This window comes from Streptosporangium sp. NPDC000509, from assembly GCF_042898365.1.
Classification (GTDB): Bacteria; Actinomycetota; Actinomycetes; order Streptosporangiales; family Streptosporangiaceae; genus Streptosporangium.
The window spans coordinates 418920-443059 of the sequence record NZ_JBIAYX010000002.1; the positions used below are offsets into that span (position 1 = coordinate 418920).

The following is a 24140-nucleotide window of genomic DNA, read 5'->3' on the forward strand; positions in this document are numbered from 1 at the left end:
CGAAGATCGCTCCCCTCGTGCTCGTCCTCCCCCGGCGCCTCCGGTGCGGACCGGCCTTCCGAAGGGCCGGGGAAGGTCTGGGTTCAGGCGATCCTGGTGAAGGGCTCGGCGAAGTGGGCGGTGCCGATCATCCCGCCCGCCGCCCTGACCTTGTCGAGCAGCTCCACCCGCGTGAGGGTGGCGAGCTCGGGATCGGCGTCGTAGAGGTAGGGCACTCGCGGGTCCTCCAGTTGCACCGGATGCAGCACCACGTCGCCGGTCAGCACCAGATCGCCGAGCTGGACGACCTGGTGGCCCGGGGTGTGCCCCGGCGTGAGCAGCACCCGGATGCCGGGCAGCACCTCCGCCCCGCCGGCCACCGCCTGTACCCGATCGCCCAGCGGCCGCACGACGCGGTCGAGGACCTCCTCGCCCGCCGCGTCGATCTCGGCACGCTGCAGAAGGTGCCGGGCGTTGGCGAAGACCGACGCCCCCGCGACCACCGCGCCGCTGGCGTGGTCGCTGTGCAGGTGCGTGATGACCACGGCGTCCACCTCCTCGGGAGCCGTCCCCACCCGGGCCAGCCCCGCGCCCAGGGAGCCCGGCACCGGCGCCCAGCCCGCCGCGAGCGAGTCACGGGGGCCGATGCCGGTGTCGACCAGCACCGTACGGCCCGCCGCGTCGCGCAGCAGATAGCAGTGGAAGTGCAGGATCCACTCGTCCGACCCGCCGTGACAGCCGCCGGGGAACATCTGCGCCATCGGGCGCCGGATCGACTCGCCCATCGCCCCCACCGCGTCGCACAGCGGGAACACCTCGACCCCGGCAACCGTTATAGACCGATGTAGCATCCGCTCTCCTGTTCGGGATGAGGCAACGGTGCTACCGTGATACCGGGCGTGACGCACCGCTGGCTAGGCCGCGTGCGATGATCCGCCCCCGTTTCTCGCTTTTCTCTCTCACCGCCCCTGTCTCAGGCGTGCGGTCCCCGTCTCATGCATCTCCCGTATCTCCCGTGAAAGGTCACTCATGACCACGGAACCCGTCTTCAAAGAACCCCGCGTCGAGAAGATCACCACCAGGAAGGTCCCGCGTCCCCGTGCGGGCGGCTCGGGGAAAACCCCCCGCGGAAACGGCACGACCGCGGGCGGCCGGTCCCCCGGGCGCGACGCTCCCGTCGAGACCGTGACCGGCCTGCTCGACATCCGCGACCGTACCGGGTACATCCGGACCCGCGGCTACCTGCCGTCACCGCACGACGTCCGCGTTCCCCCCTCCCAGATCTCCGAGTACGGCCTGCGCCTCGGCGACCACGTCGTGGCCACCGCACGTGCCCCGTACGAGAGGCTGGAGGGGGTGGAGAGCGTGAACGGCGCCGCCGCCCGGCGGCACAGGCCCGACTTCGCGGACATGACCCCGATCCACCCGCGTGACCGGCTCCGCCTGGAGACCGGATCGCTGACCGGCAGGGTCGTCGACCTGTTCGCCCCGGTCGGCAAGGGCCAGCGAGGGCTGATCGTCGCCCCGCCCAAGGCGGGCAAGACGATGGTCCTGCGGGACCTGGCCGCCGCGATCACCGCCAACCACCCGGACTGCCACCTCATCGTCGTGCTCGTCGGCGAACGCCCCGAGGAGGTCACCGAGATGCGCGAGTCCATCCAGGGCGAGGTCGCCGCGTCCACGTTCGACCGTCCCGACCGCGACCACACCGCCGTCGCCGAACTCGCCGTCGAGCGCGCCAAGCGCCTCGCGGAGGACGGGCACGACGTCGTCCTCCTCCTCGACTCCCTCACCCGGCTCGCCCGCGCGTACAACAACCTCGCCCCGGGCGGCGGGCGCACCCTCGCCGGAGGCATCGACGCCACGGCCCTGCTCCCCCCTCGCCGCTTCTTCGGTGCCGCACGCAACCTGCGCGACGGCGGTTCGCTCACCATCCTCGCGACCGCGCTGGTCGAGACCGGCTCACGGATGGACGACAGCCTCTTCGAGGAGTTCAAGGGCACCGGCAACATGGAACTGCGCCTCAGCCGCGCCCTCGCCGACAAGCGTCTCTATCCCGCCGTCGACCTCGACGCCTCGGGCACCCGTCGTGAGGAGATCCTCCTCGACCCCCGGGAGCGGCGGCTCACCTGGCGGCTGCGCCGCACGCTGGGCGGCCTGGAGAGGCAGCAGGCGCTGGAGCTTCTCACCGACAGGCTCAGCGAGACCCCGTCCAACGCCGCCTTTCTCCAGCAGATCCAGCAGACCACCTGAGCCGGTGCGGCCTCCCGCTCATCATGACAATTCCCCCTCGGCGGGGCGCGAGATGATGGGGAGATGCTGGACGATGTCGTCGAACACCTCGCCTGCCCGGTCTGTCGCGGTTCCCTGGAGCTCGAAGAGCGGGTCCTGAGGTGCGCCCTGGGGCACGGCTTCGACGTGGCCAGGCAGGGATACGTCAGCCTGCTGACCGGGTCGCGGGTGCCGGGAACGGCCGACAGCGCGGCCATGGTGGCGGCCAGGGACGCGTTCCTCGGCGCCGGGCACTACGCCCCGCTGGCGGAGGCGGTGGCCGGCGCCTGCCGTACCGGCGCGAAGGTGGTGGCGGACGCCGGGGCCGGGACGGGTCACTATCTCGCGCGGGCGCTCGACGGACTGCCCGGGGCCGCGGGGGTGGCACTGGACGTCTCCAAGCACGCGATCAGGCGGGCAGCGCGGGCACATGCCCGGGTGGGGGCGGTGGTGGCCGATGTGTGGCGGCCACTGCCGTTGCGAGATGGCACGATAGATGTGCTTCTCAATGTGTTTGCCCCTAGAAATGGGGCAGAGTTCGCACGAGTGCTCAAGGGGGACGGTGAGCTCGTAGTGGTCACGCCTACCCCGCGGCACCTCGCGCCACTGGTGGAGCGGCTGGGGCTCCTTTCGGTGGACGATTCGAAGGAGCGACGGGTGACGGAAAGCCTGAACGAGCACTTCGTCGAGACGGATCGAAGCCTTCTCGCGTTCGAGATGCGCCTGGGGCACGACGCGGTCGAGGCGGTCGTGGGAATGGGACCCAGCGCCTGGCATACGGATACGGAAGTTATGCGAGGCAGGATCGGAGGGCTTCCGGAAATGAGCCCCGTGGAGGCTTCTTTTCGTATGTCTACCTTTAAGCGTCGCCGGTGAGCAAGCCGTGTGCTTGACAGTCACCTTCGAGACACCTGTTACTGATGTGACTTTTAGTCCGAAATTCCCAGACATTCCCCAAGAAATTAGCCGGTGAAGACGACATACTGGACCGCAATTCAGCGAGCCCGCGCCCGGGCGCGAGAAGCTGACGCCTTGACGGAGGGAAGCGCCACATGAAGGCGGAGGAGCGCTGGCAGGCCAGGTTCCGCGCGCCGCGCGCGACGTTGCCCGTGTGGGCCGGCCAGGCTCCCAGCCGGTCCGTCTACCGCAGCAACGCCTCGGGGGCGTGGGAGGTCTACGCCTGGGACCGCGCGGGCGGCTCCACCCGCCAGGCGACCTCCCGGCCCAAGGGCACCTCGTACGGCGCGATCGATCCCACCGGGCAGTGGATCTGGTGGTTCGACGACACCGACGGCGACGAGTGGGGCCGGTGGATGCGCCAGCCCTTCTACGGCGGCCCCGACCAGCCGATCGACCTCGACCCCGGCTTCCCCGCCGGGCTCGGGCTCTCCGCGACGGGCGAGGCGGTCATCGGCATGGCCAGGCCCGGACAGGGCTTCACCATCCATCTCGTCCAGCCGGGCGAGCCCGCACGGACGATCTACGAGCACACCGAGGCGGCCGCCGTCGCCGCGGTCTCCCCGGACGGCTCGCTGATCGCGATCAGCCACAGCGAGCGCGGCGACGCCCGCCACCCCGGATTGCGCGTGCTCCGGCGCAACGGCGCGCTCGTCGGCGACCTGTACGACGGCCCCGGCAAGGGACTCATCGGCCTGCGCTTCGCCCCGGTGTCCGGGGACCGCCGCCTGCTCATCCTGCACGAGCGCAGGGGCCGCCGCGAGCCCCTCGTCTGGGACCCGCAGACCGGCGAGCAGCGGGAGATCTGGCTGCGCGACCCGGGCGAGATCACCGCCGACTGGTACGACGACGGCCGCTCGCTGCTCGTCGTGCGAGGCAACCGGGGCCGCACCTACCTGACCCGCTACGACCTTCCCGGCGGCGGTTTCTTCCCGATCGAGACCCAGCACGGCGTGATCGACGCCGCCGCGCCCCGCCCCGACGGCTCCGTCGAGTACTCCTGGTCCAGCGGCGCCCACCCGCCGTTGATCCGATCGACCAGCGGCCACGTGGTCATGAACCACGGCGGCCCCACCTCACCCCCGTCGGTCCCGGTCGAGGACGTGGACGTGGAAGGACCCGGCGGCCGCATCCACTCCCTGGTCTCGCGTCCCGAGCGCGGCTCCGGCCCCTTCCCCACGGTCTTCATGCTGCACGGCGGGCCCACCGCGCAGGACGACGACTCCTTCGTGCCCCAGGTGGCCGCCTGGGTGGATCACGGCTTCGCGGTCGTGCGGGTCAACTACCGGGGGTCCACCGGCTACGGTTCCGCCTGGCGCAACGCCCTCCACGGCGACGTCGGGCACATCGAGCTGGCCGACGTGGCCGCCGTCAGGGACGCCCTGGTCGACCGCGGCGTCTGCGATCCCGACCGGCTGGTGCTGTCCGGCGCCTCCTGGGGCGGCTACCTCACGCTGCTCGGCCTGGGCACCCAGCCCAAGATGTGGGCGGCGGGCATCGCCACGGTGCCGATCGCCGACCACATCGCCGCCTACGAGGAGGAGACGGAGGCGCTGCGCTCCTACCACCGCGCGCTGATCGGCGGCTCACCCGAGGAACAGCGCGAGCGGTACGTGCACAGCTCACCGATCACCTACGTCGACCAGGTCGAGGCGCCGCTCCTCATCCTCGCCGGGGAGAACGACCCGCGCTGCCCGATCAGGCAGATCGAGGCGTACGTGGCCCGGCTCGCCGAGCGCGACCACGAGCACAGGGTGTACCGCTACGACGCGGGCCACGGCTCCCTGGTCGTCTCCGAGCGCATCGCGCAGATGTCGGCACAGCTGGAGTTCGCCAGAAAACACGTGAAGACCAATATTTAGCGCACACTCCGCTGTCGGAGGGCGACGGTTTCACCTCATGAAGGGGTGACGGCCCTCCGTTGAAGGGGTGACGGTCTCCCGTGAGGTGAGGACGGTCTCCCCGTGAAAAGGTGACGGCCTGCCCCCCGAAGGGGTGACGGTCTCCCGTGAGATGACGACGGCCCTGCCCGGCCGGTGAGCGGGCCGATGGACGGGCTCCGACCGGTCGGCGGTCCCCGTCAGCGGGCCCGCAGGACCACGATCGCCATGTCGTCGGCGCTCGGTTCGGGGGCGAAGTCCTGGACCGCGCGGCGGATCCGCTCGGCGACCGCCCGTGCCGACAGCCCCACGCACTCGGCCAGCAGCTTGGCGAGCCCCGCGTCGTCGTCGAGCAGTCGCCCGTCCCTGCGGCGCTCGGTCACCCCGTCGGTCACCGCGAGAAGCACGTCACCGGGGTCGAGGTGGACGAGTTCCGCCTTGAAGGTCGCCTCGGGGAAGACCCCGAGCAGCGACTGGGAGGTCACCACGGCCTCCACGTCACCGTTGGGCCGCAGCCGCAGCGCCTCCGGGTGCCCCGCGGAGACCATCGCCACGTCCAGTCCGCTCGGCACGGGCGTGATCTCCCCGTGCAGCAGCGTCAGGAAGCGGGCACGATCCCCCTCGTCCAGGATCGCCTGGTTGAGGCGTTCGAGAACGGCCGCCACCCCGTACCCCTCCCGCGCGAGCAGGCGCAGGGTGTGGCGGGCCAGACCGGTCACTGCGGCGGCCTCGGGGCCGGTCCCGCAGACGTCGCCCACCGCGAACCGCCAGGCGCTGTCACCGGCCGCGAAAAGATCGTAGAAGTCGCCGCCGACCTCGTTGGTCTCCCCTGCGGGCTCGTAGACCACGGCGGGGTCGAGACCGGGGATCTCGCCCGGCTCGTCCGGAGGGAGCAGGCTGCGCTGCAGTGCCCGGTTCGCCGCCGCCTGGGTGGCGTACAGCAGGGCGTTGTCGAGGGCGAGCGCGGCGCGGCGGCCGATGTCCTCGGCGTACTGGAACACGTCCTCGGCGAACCGGTCGGGCCGCCCCAGGCACATCGCGCCCAGCGTGCGCCCGCGCGCCAGGAGGGGGATGACCAGCACCTGCGAGTCGGCGAGCTGCATGGACCCACCGCCCTGCGGGATCTGGGCGTCGGAGAGCTCCTCCCTGAGCTCGTCGATGCGCCGCTCGTCGGTGTGCCAGAGGTAGGCTGGACGCTGCGGACCGCCGCCGTTGCTCCACGTATAGACGGCACACCAGGTGGCGAGCCGCGGCACCACGATCTGCGAGATGATCGCGGGCACCATGTCGGGGTCGAGAGTGCCTGCCAGCAGGTCGCTCGCATCGGCGAGAAAACCCATCCATATCGGCCCACGACTGGGCTCTTCCGCGGCCCACTCCGAGGACGGACGGCCGGAGGAGCCGCCCAGGCGGATCTTGGCCCAGTGCGTGCGTTGCTGGCCGGCGAAGGTGACACCCCATTCCTCCACCGGTACGGACGGTGCGCCGGGGCTCTCGTCGGGAGCCTGCCTCTGGCGCACCTCGATCCGCAGGCCATCACCGAGATGGCTCCAGACGATCTCGAAGGGAACGTCCGTGACCTGCGACGACAGGTCGGCGGCCAGCCGTTCGGCGACCGCCAGAACGGACGCGGCGGCCCAGGCGGTCATCACCTCGATGGTGAACCGCCTGGCGGCAGGGACAGCCGTGTCTCCTGGGGCGAAGGTCGCCGCCAGAACGGCGCGGGGAGCACTGGTCACTGTTCCGTGACTACCACACTTCCCGTTGACATGGGGTGAATCGAAGGTGGGACTACACATTGCGCACCGTGACAGACTGGGGTGACTCACGGCCGCGCCCCCGGGAGTCAGGGAGGTCATATGACCACGGTCAATACCGTGTCCGACGTCGAGGAGCGACGTTACAGCGAATCGGATCTACGACCGATCCTTCAGACGCTCATCACCTGGCGCGACGGTGACTTCCGCCGCCGGGTGCCACACGCACCTCCCGGGATCCTCAGCGAGATCCGCCTGCTGCTCAACGAGGTCGCCGACCGCCGCGAGCACCTCGCGAACGAGCTGCACCGGGTCCGCCGCGAGGTGGTCAAGGAGGGCCGCTTCGGCGAGCGCCTCACCCCCGGCCCCGGCGTGGGCTCGTGGGCCGAGAGCGTCGACTCGGTCAACACGCTGATCGACGCGCTCGTGGGCCCGGTCAGCGGGGCCGCCGACGTGATCGACGCGGTGGCGAAGGGCGACCTCTCCCGCCGGATCGATCTCGACCGCGGCGCCCGGGGCGAGGTGCGCCGCCTCGGCAAGGCGATCAACGGCATGGTCGACCAGCTGTCGCTGTTCACCTCCGAGGTGACGCGGGTGGCGAGGGAGGTCGGGACCGAGGGACGCCTGGGCGGCCGGGCGAACGTGCGCGGCATGTCGGGAAGCTGGCGCGACCTCACCGAGGCCGTCAACACCATGTCCAGCCGCGTCTCCGCGCAGGTCCGCGACATCGCCGCGGTGACCACCGGGGTCGCCCGGGGCGACCTGAGCCGCAAGGTCACCGTCGACGCGGTCGGCGAGATGTTCGAGCTGAAGAACACCGTCAACACCATGGTCGACCAGCTCCTCGCGTTCGCCGAGGAGGTCACCCGCGTCGCCCGCGAGGTCGGCACCGAGGGTCAGCTGGGCGGTCAGGCGCAGGTGCGCGGCGTCTCCGGCGTCTGGAAGGACCTCACCGACAACGTCAACGTGATGGCGGGCAACCTCACCACCCAGGTCCGCGCCATCGCGGCGGTGTCCACCGCCGTCGCCCAGGGCGACCTGTCCAAGAAGATCACCGCCGATGCCCAGGGCGAGATCCTCCAGCTCAAGGACACCCTGAACACCATGGTGGACCAGCTGTCGATGTTCGCCGACGAGGTCACCCGCGTCGCCCGCGAGGTCGGCACCGAAGGCCAGCTCGGCGGCCAGGCCCGCGTACGCGGCGTCTCCGGGGTCTGGAAGGACCTCACCGACAACGTCAACTCCATGGCGAACAACCTGACCTACCAGGTCCGTAACATCGCCGAGGTCACCACCGCCGTCGCCAACGGAGACCTGACCCGCAAGATCGACGTGAACGCCCAGGGCGAGATCCTCGCGCTGAAGACCACGATCAACACCATGGTCGACCAGCTGTCGTCGTTCGCCTCCGAGGTGAGCCGCGTCGCCCGCGAGGTCGGCTCGGAGGGTCAGCTGGGCGGTCAGGCGCAGGTGCCCGGTGTCTCCGGCACCTGGAAGGACCTCACCGACAACGTCAACGTGATGGCGAACAACCTCACCACCCAGGTCCGCCAGATCGCCGCGGTGTCCACCGCCGTCGCCCAGGGCAACCTGTCCAAGAAGATCACCGCCGACGCCCAGGGCGAGATCCTCCAGCTCAAGGACACCCTGAACACCATGGTGGACCAGCTGTCGATGTTCGCCGACGAGGTCACCCGCGTCGCCCGCGAGGTCGGCACCGAAGGCCAGCTCGGCGGCCAGGCCCGCGTACGCGGCGTCTCCGGGGTCTGGAAGGACCTCACCGACAACGTCAACTCCATGGCGAACAACCTGACCTACCAGGTCCGTAACATCGCCGAGGTCACCACCGCCGTCGCGTCGGGCAACCTGAACCGCAAGATCGACGTGAACGCCCAGGGCGAGATCCTCGCGCTGAAGACCACGATCAACACCATGGTCGACCAGCTGTCGTCGTTCGCCTCCGAGGTGAGCCGCGTCGCCCGCGAGGTCGGCTCGGAGGGCAAACTGGGCGCCCAGGCCCGCGTCGAGGGTGCCGAGGGCATCTGGAAGCGCCTCACCGAGAACGTCAACGAGCTCGCCGCCCGCCTCACCACCCAGGTGCGCGCCATCGCCGAGGTCACCACCGCCGTCGCGACCGGCGACCTCACCCGCTCCATCACCGTCGACGCCGAGGGCGAGATCGGCGAGCTGAAGGACAACATCAACATGATGGTGGCGGTGCTGCGCGACACCACCACCGCCAACCAGGAGCAGGACTGGCTGAAGTCCAACCTGGCGAGGATCTCCCGCCTCATGCAGGGCCACAGCGACCAGATGGAGGTCGCCAAGCTCATCATGAGCGAGCTCACCCCGCTGGTGTCGGCACACTACGGCGCCTTCTACCTCGCGGAACCCACCGGCGACCGCGACCTGCTCCTCATCGCCGGGTACGGCGCCCGCCCCGGCAGCGGACCCCGGCAGCGGTTCGCCACCGGCGAGGGCATCGTGGGCCAGGCCGCGCTGGAGGGCAGGGGGATCATCCTCGGCAACGTGCCCGCCCGCTACCTCACCGTCGACACCGGCCTCAGCACCTCCACGCCCGCGCAGATCGTCGTGCTGCCCGTCCTGTTCGAGACACAGGTGCTCGGCGTCCTGGAGCTCGCCTCGTTCAGCGAGTTCAGCGAGGTCCACCACGACTTCCTGAACCAGCTCGTCGAGACCATCGGCGTCACGATGAACACGATCATCGCCAACTCCAGGACCGAGGACCTGCTGACCGAGTCGCAGCGCCTCACCACCGAGCTGCAGGAGCGTTCCGACGAGCTCCAGCGCCAGCAGGAGGAGCTGCGCCGCTCCAACGCCGAGTTGGAGGACAAGGCCGCGCTGCTCGCCAAGCAGAACCGGGCGATCGAGATCCAGAACTTCCAGATCGAGCAGGCCCGCCGCACGCTGGAGGAGCGCGCCGAGCAGCTCGCGGTCTCCTCCCGCTACAAGTCGGAGTTCCTCGCCAACATGTCCCACGAGCTGCGCACCCCGCTGAACAGCCTGCTCGTGCTCGCCAAGTTGCTCACCGAGAACGCCGACGGCAACCTCACCGCACAGCAGGTGGAGTTCGCCAGGACCATCCACGGCGCCGGTTCCGCCCTGCTGCAGCTGATCAACGACATCCTCGACCTGTCGAAGGTCGAGGCGGGCCGGATGGACATCCACCCCCAGCAGATCTCCCTGCCCAAGCTCGTCGACTACTTCGAGGCCACCTTCGCGCCGCTCGCCCAGGACAAGGGCCTGTCGTTCACCGTCGAGATCGACCCGTCGATCCCGCAGGAGCTCCGCACCGACGAGCAGCGCCTCCAGCAGGTGCTGCGCAACCTGCTCTCCAACGCGATCAAGTTCACCCCCAAGGGAGAGGTACGGCTGCGCGTGATCCACGCCAGGCGCGCCGTCGCCTTCGTGGACGACACCCTGCGCGGCACCGACGGCATCCTCGCCTTCGAGGTGGTCGACACCGGCATCGGGATCGCCTCCGACAAGCTGGAGGTCATCTTCGAGGCGTTCCGCCAGGCCGACGGGACCACCAGCCGCAAGTACGGGGGGACGGGTCTCGGCCTGTCCATCTGCCGCGAGATCGCCCGCCTGCTCGGCGGCGAGATCCACGTGGTCAGCGAGGTCGGCGAGGGCAGCACCTTCACCCTCTACCTGCCCCCGTCGTACGGCGGCCCGCTGTCCTCGCGCGACGGCGGGGCGAGCACTCCCTCCTCCCCCCGCAACACCACGCTCATCGGGGTGCTCGAGGAGCCCGGCGACCTGCCGGAGCTGACGTTCAACGACGACATGCCCCTGCCGCAGTTCCCGCAGGGCGAGGGCAAGCCGTGGAAGGGCGACGATCCGCTCACCGGGGCGAAGATCCTGATCGTGGACGACGACATCCGCAACGTGTTCGCGCTGACCAGCGTGCTCGAACGCTACGGCTCCACGGTGATCTACGCGGAGAACGGTCGCGAGGGCATCGAGCAGCTCGAACGCAACGAGGACGTCGCCCTCGTCCTGATGGACATCATGATGCCGGAGATGGACGGCTGGGCCACCACCTCCGCGATCCGCCGGATGCCCCAGTTCGCGGATCTGCCGATCATCGCGCTGACCGCTAAGGTCATGCGAGGCGACCGGGAGAAGAGCATCGCCTCCGGCGCCTCCGACTACGTGCCCAAGCCCGTGGACGTCGACCGCCTGCTGGAAAGGCTGCGCGGCTGGCTCACCCGGGGCAAGCCGACCGCCGACCCCGACGAAGGCGTGTGATCGATGCCGGACAAAGCCAAGATCCTTCTGGTGGACGACCGGGAGGAGAACCTCATCGCGCTTGAGGCCATTCTCAGCTCGCTCGATCTGATCCCCGTCCGGGCGAAGTCCGGGGAGGAGGCGCTGAAGGCGCTGCTCGGCACGGAGTTCGCCCTGATCCTGCTCGACGTCCGGATGCCGGGAATGGATGGGTTCGAGACGGCGGCCCACATCAAACGCCGCGAACGAACCCGCAACATCCCGATCATCTTCCTGACCGTGGTCGACAGCGCGCCCGACTACGCCTTCCGCAGCTACGCGGCGGGCGCCGTCGACTATCTCACCAAGCCCTTCGACCCCTGGGTGCTCCGGGCCAAGGTCGCGGTGTTCGTGGAGCTCTACAACATGAACCGCAGGCTCGCCGAGCAGGCCACCATGCTCCGCGAACGCCTCGCCACGGAGTTGCCGCCCGGTGAGGCGGCCGACCAGGCGGCCGTGCTGCCCGAGCTGTCCAGGCGCCTGGCCGCCGTCGAGGAGGAGGTCGGCCGGGTCGTGGAAATGGCCCGTAAAAGCGGCGACCCCGGTCTCGCGGGGCCGTTGACCGACCTGTCCAATCGTCTCGACCACCTGCGCGCGGGCTTCGACGCCCTTACCTGAGAGGCGTCTTCGAGGTCACCTGGCGGGCGCCACGCGGTCATCCGGGCGTCTTCGAGGTCACCTGGGGTGCCCCGCAGTCACCCGGCGGACCTCTCCGCACCCACCTGAGAGACGTCTCCGCGCCTCCCCGAGGGATCTCCGCCTCACTTGAGGGGCGTCTCCGCGTTCGCCTGAGGGATCTCCGCGGCGCGATCCTCTCGCGCCGCGGTTTCCTTCCGAGCCGGCCGTACGTCTCCTGTACGCCTCCTGTGCGCCTCTCAGCGGCGGGCGCGCTCCAGGGCGTCCCAGAAGCCGCGGCGCAGGGCGTGACGGACCTCGTCGTGCAGGAGGAAGTCGATCGGCAGTGAGGAGCCCTGGAGCAGGCGCGCCTCCAGGTCGGAGGGCATCCGGGGCTTGCGGGCGAGGACCGCCTCCAGCCACAGGGCGGGCGCGTCCTTGGCCACGGACTCGCCGAAGTCGTGGCCTTCCTTGTGGGCGGCCTGCACCGCGTCGGAGAGGGTCGTCGCGGCACCGGTTCCGGTGCTCTGCGTCGGCACCGGAGCCGGTTGGGGACCGGTGTAGGCGCCCATCTGCTGCTGCGGGGACTGATAGCTCGGCATGCCGCCGGTGTTGCCCAGCGAGTACTGCGGCGCGACGGGCAGCGGACCGGTCTGGGTGCTGACGGCCGCGTGCGAGGGCGGGGAGGCGGGCGAGGGCGGCGGTGGCGACGACGGTGACGGTGACGGCGGCGTGACGGGAGCGGCCGGGACGACCGGTGACTCCTGGGTGTAGCTCTGATAGGCGGAGGGCAGCGCGGGCTGGGCGTGAGCCGCGCGGGACGGCTGGACCGCGGGGATGGGGCTGGTGGCCGGGGCGGCGGTGTTCGCACCGATGCTCCCGGTGTTTCCGCCGCTGCCCCCGGTGCCGCGCGCGGAGACGGGCTGGCCGTTGGCGGCGCGCTGGTGGCCGTTGGCCACCAGGGCGGGTGTGTCGCCGCTCAGCAGGCTGACGTGGGGGCGCAGCTGACCGGCGCCGATCTCGATCAGGTCGTCGCACTCCTGGCGGAGCGTACGGGAGACGGCCCAGCTGCCGTCGGCGCCGATGTGCACCACGGTGACCCGGATGCCGAGGTCCTGGGCGTCGCAGATGACCTGCGCCAGGTCCTCGTCACCGCTGACCACGACCGCGTCGCAGACCGCGCCGTTGCGGGCCAACGTCATCAGGTCGCGGTGGACCTGGGCGTCGACACCCTCGCGACGACCGGGGCGGATGCGCGACAGGCGGAGCTTGAGGCCGGGGATCTCGGCCAGCGTGTCGTGCTCCGGGGTGCGGCGGCCCTCCACGGTCGCCTCGTACCAGTAGCAGCGCAACAACGGCAGCCCGGTGCGCTCTCTCGACAGCTTGTTGAGCAACTGGAGCAGCCCCGGGTAGTCCCAGGAGACGGACTCGCGGTGGCGGGTACCGTGCACCGCCATCGCGCCGTCGGCCAGCAGGTAGCCGGCGTCCACGAACAGCGCGCAACGATCCACACGACACCGCCCTTCCTACGTAGCCCGATCCTTCGGTTCAGACAAGCCTGAAAGAACCCCTCAGAGACCGGACAGACGGCCCTTCCTCAGGGTAATCAAGCAGCTGACCATCCGAGGGTGAATCCCGACGATTCCACCCGCGCTCGACCATACGCTGGATCGTTCACGCAGACCGTACCAGTTTGTCCCGTTCGTGAACCCGTTCGGCGAGGTGCTATCACTTCTGGTTCTCCCCCATCGCGCCCCGGCCTCCCCAGCCTTCACACCACCCCCTCACCGCACAACGAACCCACAGGCGTGGTGCGCCCTTTCGCCGGGGGATACGACTCCTCTTCCGTCGGCGATGCGCCTCGTCAGGTGTACGACCGCCTCCTCCTTTCACGGCGCCGTCCTCTCCTTTCACGGCGCCGCCGACTCCCTTCACGGCACCGCCGACGACTCACCTTCCACCGCGTCGCCGACCACCGAGGGCCGTCACGGGGCGGTCCGCACGCTCACCGCCGCCACGCCGAACAGCAGAACGTCCTCGCGCGTACTGATCTCCAGCACCGGGTCACGGCCGAGAGGCGCCCGGAAGCGGTCCACGTCCGTGCCGAAGGTCGTGCCGGTGCCCCGCGCCCCGGCGGCGGACCCGTCGAAGGGATTGCCCGGGTCCCGCTCCCCGCCGGCGGGCCGCAGGGTCCGGCCGCCGAGCCTCACCCGATCGCCCCCGACGCCCGCGTCCCCCTCCCAGGTCACCAGGGACATCCTCGCGGGCACGCCGGAGGGCGTCAGCCCTTCGAGCGGTATCCGCGCCGAGCGATTCTCCCCGTCCAGCACCTCGGTGGTGTCGACGACGACGGCCTGGCTGTACGGCCGGCGCGGGTCGGCGACGATGACCACCAGGCTCCACCCGGCGTGACGCGCCACACCTGACCGCACCGAGGCGTCGGCCACCCAGTACGTCCCGCGAACCCTGCCCAGCAAACGCGTCACATCGGCGAACGCCTGGTAACCGCGCCCCGCGGGCAGTTCTCTCTCCACCACCTGCGTGGCCCTGACCTGCCGGTACCGTTCCTCACCCGGCACCTTGAGCTTGATCCGCCCGCCTGGTGGCGCGCTCGCCGACCAGTAGAGTCCCGCCCACACCACCTTGCTCGCCGCCGGCAGGGCGAGCCGGGCGGCGCTCGAACTGCTCGTCGACGGATCCCCGTCATGATCGATGGGACGCATCTCCCAGTTGTTGTTGTCGCGTCTGCCACCCCGCCGGGAGCGGGCGGCCTCGCACGCGGACTCCGAGGACGCGCAGCTCACCAAGGTGTTGCCGATCGCGGAGACGGCGACCCGGCCATCGGTGGCGAACCTGGCCGGAGCCCCCGTCGCCCGTACCCTGCTGCGTGACCTCGCCTCCACCCGCGTCCCCGCGGTGGTGACCGTGACCGAGGGCGACGTCCCGTAGGCCGCCTCATCCGACACCAGGACCCTCAGGAAGACCGCCGTGGCCCGGCCCGCGGGGAGTGGGCCGCGGACGCACCGGGCACCCCGGTTTCGTGCCCGGCAGGACCAGCCGTCGACCGTACCCACCGGTGTGACGCCACCGACGGCGTTTCCTCGGCGGGCCCCGGACGGCAGCGTCACACCTCGCGGCAGCCCGACGTCGGCGACGACCTCCTCGCTCTGCCCCCGGCCGGCGTTGCGCAGCCGCACCACGACGATTCCGGCCTCGGACCTGACGAGGGCGCCGAGCGCGTCGATCCTGGCCACCAGGCGGGGAGCGAGCCAGGCACCCGTCCGGCCGCCCTGCCCCCCTCCGGGCCCCGCTCCGGTCGGCGCGCCCCCCTCGGACCCACCGGCCCTGTCCCCGGGGCCCGTCTCGACGGACTCTCCGTCGAGGGGCGCGCCGGCAACGGATCCGGGCACCGCTCCGGTCTCCTCGGGTCCGCGGCCGGATTCCGCCGACCGACCCGACGGTGACGGTACGGGGGCTTCGGAAATCTCCGGCACCTCCGGGTCCGGCGAGTCGGGCACCGGGGCCACGACGATCGGCTCGGAGGCCGTGCTCGGCCATCGGACGGGCTCCTCCGCCGACACCAGCATGAGGGCCGCGGCCACCACGACCGAGGTGGCCATCGCACCGGCCGCGACGGCGCGCCGTACGGATCGGGGAGCCCTCCGCCAGCGGCCGGACAGCCCGCCGCCCCCCGCCGTGGCACCCATCCTGGCGAGCGCCGTCAGGTAGGCGGGAAACGCGGGACCGGCGACGAGCGGGCCGATGACGGAGCGGACGCCGTGGCCGATGCCGGTCAGTTCCGTGAGCACCACGCGGCAGCCGGAGCAGCCCTCCAGGTGCCTTTCGATGACCCTGCTCCGTTCCCTGTCCAGGCCGCCACGCGTGTGAGGGCCCAGCCTGGTCAGCACGGGCCGGCACTCGGGAGCGGACGTCTCGGCCAGGTGGATGCGCAGGCACGCCTGGCGCATCCCCTCCCTCGCCCGGTGGGCGAGCGCGGCCGCGCCGTTCACGGTCAGCCCCAGCAGGAGCCCGACGTCCTCGATCCTGAGCCTCTCGACCTCGGCGTGCCACAGGACGAACTGCCACCGCTCGGGCAGGGAGAGGAACGCCCTCGCCACCGGCGAGCGTTCCAGGCCCCGCAGTGACGGGTCCACGAGAAACGCGCGCGGATCGAAGGGCCCTGCCTCGCCGTCCGCCCGCTCGTCGGTCTCCCCGTCCGCCCTGCCCGTCTCATCGTCGGTGGACCGCTCACCGGTCTCCTCGCCCACCTCGCCGCCGGACTCACCACTGGGCCGCTCACCGGTCTCCCCACCCATCTCGCCGGTGGGCCGCTCACCGGTCTCCCCGTCCGCTCCTTCCCCGGTCGTGGGGACCGTCCGCTCGACGGTCTCCTCTTCCGCCCCACCCTCGACCTCACCGGTCGCCCGCCCGACGGCTCCCTCATCTCCCTCGTCGGGCTCATCCGCGGCCGCACCGGTCGCTCGCTCCACGGCCCCCTCATCGGCCTCGTCCTCGCCGTCGGCCCGCTTGAGGGCTTCCCCCGGCGACCGTTCCGGTACGGCCGGTGTGCCTCCGGCCGTACCGGAACGGTCATCGGCGATACGGCGGAGGACGGTGAACAGATGGACACGGAACGCCTGTTCCGGGCCGTGTCCCTGGGCGATCACGTGGTGGATCTCGGCGAACGCCTTCCCTACGAGGTCCTCGGCCTCGCTCTCCCCCGGCAGGAGCAGGCGGGCGAGGGCACGCGTCGCGGGGGCGTGTCGCCGATGGAGCAGCCGGTAGGCGGCCATGTCGCCGTTCCTGGTGGCAGCCAGCAGCTCGGCGTCGCCTTGAGATGTTTCCGCACCCATTGTGACCTCACCATTACCCGGAGTTGCCTGCCGGATAATCCCGCAGTCCGTGCCGCGAGTAAACCCGGATCGCATTTTTGCCATCACGGGCCGAAATCGACGTTACGGCCGGCCTGCTCGTAGGCGGGGTCCCGATCGGGCGGGCTCCCCGGTCGCCCTAACCTTGTGCCATGAGCGATCGCGAGAGCCTGCTGGCGGAGATCAAGGGCAAGGCCGTGGTGCGCGGCAAGGTCGTGCTGTCCTCGGGCATGGAGGCCGACTTCTACGTGGACATGCGCAGGGTGACTCTCGACGGGCAGGCGGCGCCGCTGGTGGGGCGGGTCATGCTGGACATCACCAAGGATCTGGACTACGAGGCGGTCGGCGGTCTGACGCTGGGCGCCGACCCGGTGGCGGCCGCCATGACGCACGCGGCGGCCGCGCGAGGCGGGAGGCTCGACACGTTCGTGGTCCGCAAGGCGCAGAAGACCCACGGCATGCAGCGCAGGATCGAGGGTCCGGACGTGTCGGGGCGTCGGGTGCTGGTGGTGGAGGACACCTCCACGACCGGCGGATCCCCGCTGACGGCGGTGCAGGCGCTGCGCGAGGCGGGCGCCGAGGTCGTGGCGGTCGCCACGATCGTGGACCGGGGGGCCGCCTCGGCGATCGCCGAGGCCGGACTGCCGTACCTGACCGCCTACACCCTGGCCGACCTCGGCCTCGCCTAGCGGGAAACGGGCCAACCCCGCGCTCCGCCTCAGCGGGAAACGAGGCAGCCCTGCGCTCCGCCTCAGCGGGAAACGGGGTGGCCCCGCGTTCCGCACGCCCTCCCGGCCGCCCCGGGTCGGTACGGCTTGCCGCCTGCGACGATGCGGGAGGCGGGGCTAGCGGGAGGCCGTGAACTCCTGGCGTTCGCTCGCCTTCCCCGGGGAGCGGACGGCACCGTTCACCTCGACGCGGACGGCGGCGGAGTCGGCGAGGACGACATCGACCTTGGGGTCGAAGGACCGGAACTGCTCCCCGAGCTCCATCTCCCTGTCGAGGAGCACGTCACCTCCGGTGATCTTCACGAAGACCGTGGGGCATCGTTCCCGCAGGCACTCGACGAGAAGCGTCGGGACGCGCTCGGGGGTGGCGGACGGCGGCGGGGAGGCGACGGCGGACGAGACGGCGTCCGAGGGGGCGGGCGACGCCGTCGGCGCGCCGGAGCCCAGGCTTCCGGCCAGCGAGAGGACCCCCAGCACGATCAGGACGACGACCGCCGACACCGCGAGTCCGACGAGGACCAGACGCGCGATGCCCATGGGGTCAGACCTGTGGCGTCCCACACTGTGGAGGTTAGCGGTTCGTGAGGAGATTTCACGACCCACCTGGTCGGATCCGTCGGGGAGGGCGTATTCCGGCAGACCATCCGCGCCTCGTCCGGGTGGTGCCACGGCCGCTGAGTCCCCCGCGGGGAGAGGGGCAGAAAAGCGCCGCGCCGGGGATTGCCTGGTGGGAAGGGGGGTGAGGGGTGCCGCGGGTCCCGGCCCTCCGGCGGGAACGGGGCCGGGGATACCGTTGGGGAGACGGTCGGAGACACCTCGGTACGCGCCGAAGTGGTACCCGAGCTATCCGGCCGGGAAGAAACTCCGGAATACTGGCCTGCGGGCTATGTCTTCATAGCCGCGCCAGCTGTTCATAGCCGTCTCCAGGGAGATGACACGATGCCTATCGCTACTCCAGAGGTCTACGCCGAGATGCTCGACCGGGCAAAAGCAGGCGGTTTCGCCTACCCGGCCATCAACGTGACCTCATCACAGACCCTCAACGCGGCGCTCAGGGGGTTCGCCGAGGCGGAGAGCGACGGCATCATCCAGGTGTCGACCGGCGGCGCCGACTTCCTCTCCGGCACCACGGTCAAGAACATGGTGACCGGCTCGGTGGCGCTGGCGGAGTACGCCCGCGTCGTCGCGGCGAACTACCCCGTCACGGTCGCCCTGCACACCGACCACTGCCCCAAGGACAAGCTGGACGGTTTCGTACGCCCGCTGCTCGACATCTCCCTTGAGCGGGTGGCGAGGGGCGAGGACCCCCTCTTCCAGTCGCACATGTGGGACGGCTCCGCCGTGCCGCTGGAGGAGAACCTGGACATCGCACGGGAGCTCATCGAGAAGACGGCCCGCGCGAAGATCGTCCTTGAGGTGGAGATCGGCGTCGTCGGCGGCGAGGAGGACGGCGTCGTCGGCGAGATGAACGAGAAGCTCTACACCACCACCGAGGACGCCCTCGCGACCGCCGAGGCCCTGGGCCTGGGCGACCGTGGCCGCTACATGCTCGCCGCGACCTTCGGCAACGTGCACGGCGTCTACAAGCCGGGCCACGTCAAGCTCCGCCCGAGCGTGCTCAAGGAGATCCAGGACGCGGTCGGCGCCAAGTACGGCGCGGAGAAGCCGTTCGACCTGGTCTTCCACGGTGGCTCCGGCTCGCTGCTCGAGGAGATCCACGAGTCCATCGCCTACGGCGTGGTGAAGATGAACATCGACACCGACACGCAGTACGCCTTCACGCGTCCGATCGTCGACCACATGTTCAAGAACTACGACGGCGTTCTCAAGGTCGACGGCGACGTCGGCAACAAGAAGGCGTACGACCCCCGCTCGTACGGCAAGGCCGCCGAGGCCTCGATGGCGGCGCGTATCGTCGAGGCCGCCCAGCACCTGAAGTCCGCGGGCACCAAGCTCTCCTAAGCCCAGAAAAGGGTCACAGCAGAGACAACGAGATCGGCTTCCGGAAAGACTCCGGGGGCCGATCTTGGCCTGACGCGGGTCCACCGGGTAGGACTGTCGTCATGGAATCGCACGAGAACCTCCTCGCCGGCCCGCCGCCCACCCTGCTACCGGACCTACCGGAGGCCAGGGAGGCACTGGAAACCGGCGCCAAAGCATCCGATGTCGCCGCGCGTTTCCCCGCGTACCCGGCCGTCTGGGCCGTGCTCGCGGACGAGTCCTTCGCGGCGGGACACGCCGTGACGTCGTACGCCTTCGCCCGCACCGGTTACCACCGGGGCCTGGACCAGCTCCGCAGGGCGGGCTGGAAGGGGCACGGCCCGATCCCGTGGGGGCACCTTCCCAACCAGGGGTTCCTGCGGTGCCTGCACGCGCTCGCCCGCGCCGCCCAGAGCATCGGGGAGAAGGAGGAGGCCGAGCGGTGCTTCCAGTTTCTGAAGGATTCGAGCGCCGAGGCGTCCGAGGAGCTGAACAGCCGCTGACCTGCGGGTATTCGACCCTCGGCTCCGCCGCTGATCTGTCCCGCTGAGCCGCGGGTCAGCTTCCGATTCGTCCCTGGGATCTCCTGCCGAACCCTCTTTCCCAAGGTGGGAGATCCCCATTTCGGGCGCGGTCGGGTATTCTCTCCACGCAAGAGCCCCTGTCGCGATTGCGCCAGGGGTTTTCGTTTTTGTGGTGGGAGATTCACGATGCCGGCTGTCGTTCTCGTTGGTGCCCAGTGGGGCGATGAGGGCAAGGGTAAGGCGACCGACCTGCTTGGAGACCAGGTCGACTACGTCGTCAGATACCAGGGAGGCAACAACGCGGGCCACACGGTCGTCATCGGCGACCAGAAGTACGCGCTGCACCTGCTTCCCACGGGAGTGCTCTCCCCGAACGTCGTCCCCGTGATCGGCAACGGCGTCGTCATCGACCCGGGGGTGCTGCTGAGCGAGATCGACGGGCTTCAGGCCCGGGGAGTCTCCGCGGAGCGGCTGCTGATCTCCGCGAACGCGCACCTGATCATGCCCCACCACAAGGCCCTGGACAAGGTGACCGAGCGCTACCTCGGCAAGGCCAAGATCGGCACGACCGGGCGGGGCATCGGCCCCGCGTACGGCGACAAGATCTACCGGATGGGCGTGCGGGTCCAGGACCTGCTGGACCCGGGCATCCTGCAGAAGAAGATCGAGGTCGCGCTGGGCGAGAAGAACCAGATCCTCACCAAGATCTACAACCGCCGGGCGATCGACGCGGGCAAGGTCCTGGAGGAGTATCTCGGCTACGCCGAGCGCCTCACGCCGCACATCGCCGACACCTCGCTCGTCCTCAACAGGGCGCTGGACGAGAACAAGGTCGTGCTGCTCGAGGGCGGGCAGGGCAACCTGCTCGACATCGACCACGGCACCTACCCCTTCGTCACCTCCTCCTCCCCGACGAGCGGCGGCGCCTGCTCGGGTTCCGGCATCCCGCCGACCCGGCTCACCGGCGTGATCGGCATCCTGAAGGCGTACACCACCCGCGTCGGCGCCGGCCCGTTCCCGACCGAGCTCGACAACGAGATGGGCGAGTGGCTGCGCACCACCGGCGGCGAGTACGGGGTGACCACCGGCCGCAACCGCCGCTGCGGCTGGTTCGACGCGGTGATCGCCCGCTACTCGACCCGGATCAACGGCGTCACCGACTACTTCCTCACCAAGCTGGACGTGCTCTCCGGCCTGGACACGATCCCCGTCTGCGTCGCCTACGAGATCGACGGCGTCCGCCACGACGAGATCCCGATGACCCAGACCGACTTCCACCACGCCAAGCCGGTGTACGAGGAGTTCCCCGGCTGGAAGGAGGACATCACCGGTGCGAGGAGCTTCGAGGATCTGCCCCCCAACGCGCGGGCGTACGTGAAGGCCCTTGAGGAGATGAGCGGCTCCAGGATCTCGGCCGTCGGGGTCGGCCCCGGCCGTACCGAAACGCTCCAGATCCACTCGTTGATCTAGTTCGGACCGGTACGGCTCGCGAACGGCGTCACCGAGACGCGAGCCGTACCGGACGATCGGCGCGCGAGGTGGATAAGGTCCCTGTGTGCATGCCGAGATTCACGGTCACCGCGGCGCTCGCGGGCTCCGTCCAGAGAACACCCTGCCCGGTTTCGCCCACGCCCTCGAACTGGGTGTCGACGCGCTCGAACTCGACGTCGCGCTCACGGCCGACCGGCGGCTGGTGCTCACGCACGATCTCACCGTCTCCCCGGTGACCAGCGCCGACGTCCGTCCCGCCTTCCACGGCGACCCCGCCTTCCCGTACGTGGGCCGCCCCATCGGGGCGCTCACGCTGGCGCAGCTGCGCACGCTGGAGTGCGGGATACGGGTGCCGCGCCACCCCGAGGACCGTTTCGCCGCGACGCAGGTGCCGGTGCCGAACACCCGGATGCCGACCCTGGCCTCCGTGCTGGGCCTGATGGACGCGTACGGCGCCGACGGGGTGCGGATGCACGTGGAGCTGAAGTCCGATCCGACCAGGCCGGAGCTGAGCGCCGACCCCACCGAGTTCACCGAGATGGTCGTCGCCGAGCTCGACCGGCACCGCAGGCTGGACAGGGCGGCGATCCTCAGTTTCGACTGGCGCGTCCTGCGGATCGCCCGTTCGCTCACCCCCGCGACCCCGAGGTACGCCCTGATCGAGCGCGCCACCATGGACAGCGCGTGGCTCGACGGCCTCCGTCTGGAGGACTTCGGCGGCGACGTCCCGGCCGCCGCCGTCGAGGCGGGGGGCAGCACGCTCTCCCCCGAGCACGTGATGGTCGACCGGGAGTTCGCCCGGCGGGCCGAGAAGGCCGACCTGCCGATGGCCGTGTGGACCGTGAACGAGCCCGGACGGGCCGGTGAGCTGCTCGATCTCGGGGTGGCCGCGATCGTCACCGACTATCCCGACCGGATGATCGCCCTGTGGACCGAGCGGGGCATGCCCGTCCCCCGGCCGGTCACCCCCGCACGCCCGCTGAGCGCCTGAGGGCCGACGGGAGAGATCGGGTCATATCCAGACGTCGCATCGGAAACCGTGGTGGAGCGAAGCCGACGAGAGAGCTCCGGTCACATCGCGAGAGCCACGGTGGAGCGCGGCCGACAGGAGAACCCCGGTCACATCCAGCCGTTGCGGCGGAAGCCCCGGTAGAGCAGCGTGCAGGCGATGACCATCACGCCGATCACCACCGGGTAGCCGAAGACGGAGTCGAGCTCCGGCATGTGCTCGAAGTTCATGCCGTAGATGCCGGCGATCATCGTGGGGACGGCCATGATCGCGACCCACGAGGAGATCTTCCGCATGTCCTCGTTGGCGAGCGCGTTGGAGCGGGCGAGCGCCGCCTGCAGTATGGAGTTGCAGAGTTCGTTGGACGACTCGACCTGCTCGCAGACACGGGCCAGGTGGTCGACGACGTCGCGGAAGTACTCGCGCATCTCCGAGGGGATCATCCGGCGCTGGGCCAGCGTGGACATCGGCGACTGGAGCGGCATCACGGACCGCTTCATCTCGATCATCTCGCGCTTGAGGTTGTAGATCCGGCCGATGTCGCGGGCGCTGACGTCGGCGAAGACCATGGCCTCGACGTCCTCGAGCTCGGCCTGCATGCGGTCGGCCACGTTGAGGTACTTGTCGACCACGTGGTCGGCGATCGCGTGCAGCACGCCGGTGGGTCCGCGGTTGAGGAGCTTGGGCTTGTCCTCAAGGCGTGCGCGCACCTCCGAGAGGGGGCAGTGGCTGCCGTGGCGCACGGTCACCACGAAGTCGGGGCCGACGAAAATCATGAGCTCGCCGGTGCCGATGATCTCGCTGGTGGCGGTGAGCACCTCGTGGTCGATGTAGGCGACGGTCTTCAGGACCACGAACACCGAGTCGCCGTAGCGTTCGACCTTGGGCCGCTGGTGAGCCTTGACGGCGTCCTCGACGGCGAGTGGGTGCAGGGCGAAGACCTCCGCGAGCCACTCGACCTCGGGGGCGTCGGGCTCGTGCAGGCCGACCCAGACGAAGGCGTTCCCCTTGCCGGCACCTCCGCCGGAGCCTCCGTCGGAGGCCGCTTCGGAGCCCTGGTCGTGAGCCGCGTTGTGGGCACGGACGAGTTCCAGGGCGTCGGGGATGCCCAGGGCGTCGATCTTCTTGCCGCCGATGTACGCGGCGTACTCGACGAGCGAGTCGCTCGGCGGTACGCAGACGCCGGTCATCCGCTCACGGATCGAGACGGCGGGCGTGTGCGCGGCACGGATCGTCCGGGTGTGCTTGATGCGAGGAAAGAGAAGCGAGGAGCGCATGGCGAGCCTTTCCCGCCCAACCTGGCGGGATCCACACGCGATGCGATGTCACCCCCGGTGAGGAGGGTGATGCGTGTGGTGCCGGTCGGGCACCGAGATGGGGTGGTCGAGGGTGCGCACAGCAGGCGTGCGCGGACACGTACTGCTGGGATCGCCAGAGGACATCCCGAACCACCTCCAATCAGCAATAGACACGCAAAGCCACCCAAAAGTAACACGATTGAGGGGACGACTTTCAGCTTACTCCCAGGTTCAACTGTCGATCATGCGTAACCAGACAAAATTCACACGCCCTTTACGGCGCCTCTCCCACCCAAGCGCGCCCCGACTTGTCCACAGGCTGTGGACAAGTCCTCGAATCCGCCACGGGCACGGGTCCACCGGAAGCGCCGACGTCCCGGAGATGGGGCCTTCCAGAGCGTGAACCGCCCGAAGTGAGGACCTCCCCGAAGCGTGAACCGCCCGGAACGCGAGACTCCCGGCCCACAGGATCCCCGGGAGGGCACAC

The 24140-nt window shown here is 70.2% G+C and carries 16 protein-coding genes; 10 read left to right on the forward strand and 6 right to left on the reverse strand.

Going from position 1 to position 24140, the window contains the following annotated elements:
• Nucleotides 1–83: 83 nt before the first annotated feature.
• On the reverse strand, nucleotides 84–830 hold the full coding sequence (locus tag ACFY3D_RS05475; RefSeq protein ID WP_389975239.1) for an MBL fold metallo-hydrolase: 747 nt from the start codon (nucleotides 828–830) through the stop codon (nucleotides 84–86).
• A gap of 178 nt (nucleotides 831–1008) precedes the next feature.
• Between ACFY3D_RS05475 and rho the strand changes: the two genes are divergently transcribed.
• The 3 genes from rho (at nucleotide 1009) to ACFY3D_RS05490 (ending at nucleotide 5069) form a co-directional block, all read left to right on the forward strand.
• Nucleotides 1009–2232 carry a transcription termination factor Rho gene (rho, locus tag ACFY3D_RS05480; protein WP_389975242.1) on the forward strand — a complete coding sequence of 408 codons (1224 nt, stop codon included), beginning with the start codon at nucleotides 1009–1011 and terminating at the stop codon, nucleotides 2230–2232.
• 63 nt (nucleotides 2233–2295) lie between these two features.
• A complete protein-coding gene (locus ACFY3D_RS05485; RefSeq protein ID WP_362903823.1) occupies nucleotides 2296–3126 on the forward strand; it encodes a putative RNA methyltransferase in 831 nt (276 codons plus the stop codon).
• A 176-nt stretch (nucleotides 3127–3302) separates the two neighbouring features.
• Nucleotides 3303–5069, forward strand: a complete 1767-nt coding sequence (locus ACFY3D_RS05490) for a prolyl oligopeptidase family serine peptidase (protein ID WP_362903825.1) — start codon at nucleotides 3303–3305, stop codon at nucleotides 5067–5069.
• 218 nt (nucleotides 5070–5287) lie between these two features.
• On the opposite strand, the gene ACFY3D_RS05495 is transcribed toward ACFY3D_RS05490, so the two are convergent.
• The gene (locus ACFY3D_RS05495) at nucleotides 5288–6826 is read right to left on the reverse strand and encodes a PP2C family protein-serine/threonine phosphatase (RefSeq protein ID WP_389975245.1); all 1539 of its coding nucleotides are present in this window, start codon (nucleotides 6824–6826) and stop codon (nucleotides 5288–5290) included.
• Between the two features lie 120 nt (nucleotides 6827–6946).
• On the opposite strand from ACFY3D_RS05495, the gene ACFY3D_RS05500 reads away from it, so the two are divergent.
• Together ACFY3D_RS05500 and ACFY3D_RS05505 are read left to right on the forward strand one after the other, a co-directional pair.
• Nucleotides 6947–11119 carry a HAMP domain-containing protein gene (locus ACFY3D_RS05500; protein ID WP_389975248.1) on the forward strand — a complete coding sequence of 1391 codons (4173 nt, stop codon included), beginning with the start codon at nucleotides 6947–6949 and terminating at the stop codon, nucleotides 11117–11119.
• Nucleotides 11120–11122: 3 nt separating this feature from the next.
• A complete protein-coding gene (locus ACFY3D_RS05505) occupies nucleotides 11123–11755 on the forward strand; it encodes a two-component system response regulator (protein WP_389975251.1) in 633 nt (210 codons plus the stop codon).
• Nucleotides 11756–12012: 257 nt separating this feature from the next.
• Here the strand turns inward: ACFY3D_RS05505 and ACFY3D_RS05510 are convergent, their stop codons facing one another.
• Both ACFY3D_RS05510 and ACFY3D_RS05515 read right to left on the reverse strand, forming a co-directional pair.
• A complete protein-coding gene (locus ACFY3D_RS05510; RefSeq protein ID WP_389975254.1) occupies nucleotides 12013–13263 on the reverse strand; it encodes an NYN domain-containing protein in 1251 nt (416 codons plus the stop codon).
• A gap of 474 nt (nucleotides 13264–13737) precedes the next feature.
• A complete protein-coding gene (locus ACFY3D_RS05515) occupies nucleotides 13738–16605 on the reverse strand; it encodes a zf-HC2 domain-containing protein (protein WP_389975257.1) in 2868 nt (955 codons plus the stop codon).
• 170 nt (nucleotides 16606–16775) lie between these two features.
• Between ACFY3D_RS05515 and pyrE the strand changes: the two genes are divergently transcribed.
• Complete coding sequence (gene pyrE, locus ACFY3D_RS05520) at nucleotides 16776–17312, forward strand: orotate phosphoribosyltransferase (protein ID WP_389975260.1); 537 nt, start codon at nucleotides 16776–16778, stop codon at nucleotides 17310–17312.
• 156 nt (nucleotides 17313–17468) lie between these two features.
• On the opposite strand, the gene ACFY3D_RS05525 is transcribed toward pyrE, so the two are convergent.
• The gene (locus ACFY3D_RS05525; protein WP_389975262.1) at nucleotides 17469–17888 is read right to left on the reverse strand and encodes a hypothetical protein; all 420 of its coding nucleotides are present in this window, start codon (nucleotides 17886–17888) and stop codon (nucleotides 17469–17471) included.
• A 402-nt stretch (nucleotides 17889–18290) separates the two neighbouring features.
• Between ACFY3D_RS05525 and fbaA the strand changes: the two genes are divergently transcribed.
• The 4 genes from fbaA to ACFY3D_RS05545 all read left to right on the forward strand — a co-directional run bounded on the left by fbaA (nucleotide 18291) and on the right by ACFY3D_RS05545 (nucleotide 22337).
• Complete coding sequence (fbaA, locus tag ACFY3D_RS05530) at nucleotides 18291–19313, forward strand: class II fructose-bisphosphate aldolase (protein ID WP_350942425.1); 1023 nt, start codon at nucleotides 18291–18293, stop codon at nucleotides 19311–19313.
• Between the two features lie 101 nt (nucleotides 19314–19414).
• Entirely contained in the window at nucleotides 19415–19834 is a 420-nt protein-coding gene (locus ACFY3D_RS05535) for a DUF3151 domain-containing protein (protein WP_362903839.1), read from the forward strand.
• Nucleotides 19835–20041: 207 nt separating this feature from the next.
• Nucleotides 20042–21325, forward strand: coding sequence for an adenylosuccinate synthase (locus tag ACFY3D_RS05540; protein WP_389770937.1), 1284 nt, complete (start codon nucleotides 20042–20044; stop codon nucleotides 21323–21325).
• An 85-nt stretch (nucleotides 21326–21410) separates the two neighbouring features.
• Entirely contained in the window at nucleotides 21411–22337 is a 927-nt protein-coding gene (locus ACFY3D_RS05545) for a glycerophosphodiester phosphodiesterase family protein (protein WP_389975264.1), read from the forward strand.
• Nucleotides 22338–22465: 128 nt separating this feature from the next.
• On the opposite strand, the gene corA is transcribed toward ACFY3D_RS05545, so the two are convergent.
• Complete coding sequence (gene corA, locus ACFY3D_RS05550) at nucleotides 22466–23632, reverse strand: magnesium/cobalt transporter CorA (protein ID WP_389975267.1); 1167 nt, start codon at nucleotides 23630–23632, stop codon at nucleotides 22466–22468.
• Nucleotides 23633–24140: the final 508 nt, after the last annotated feature.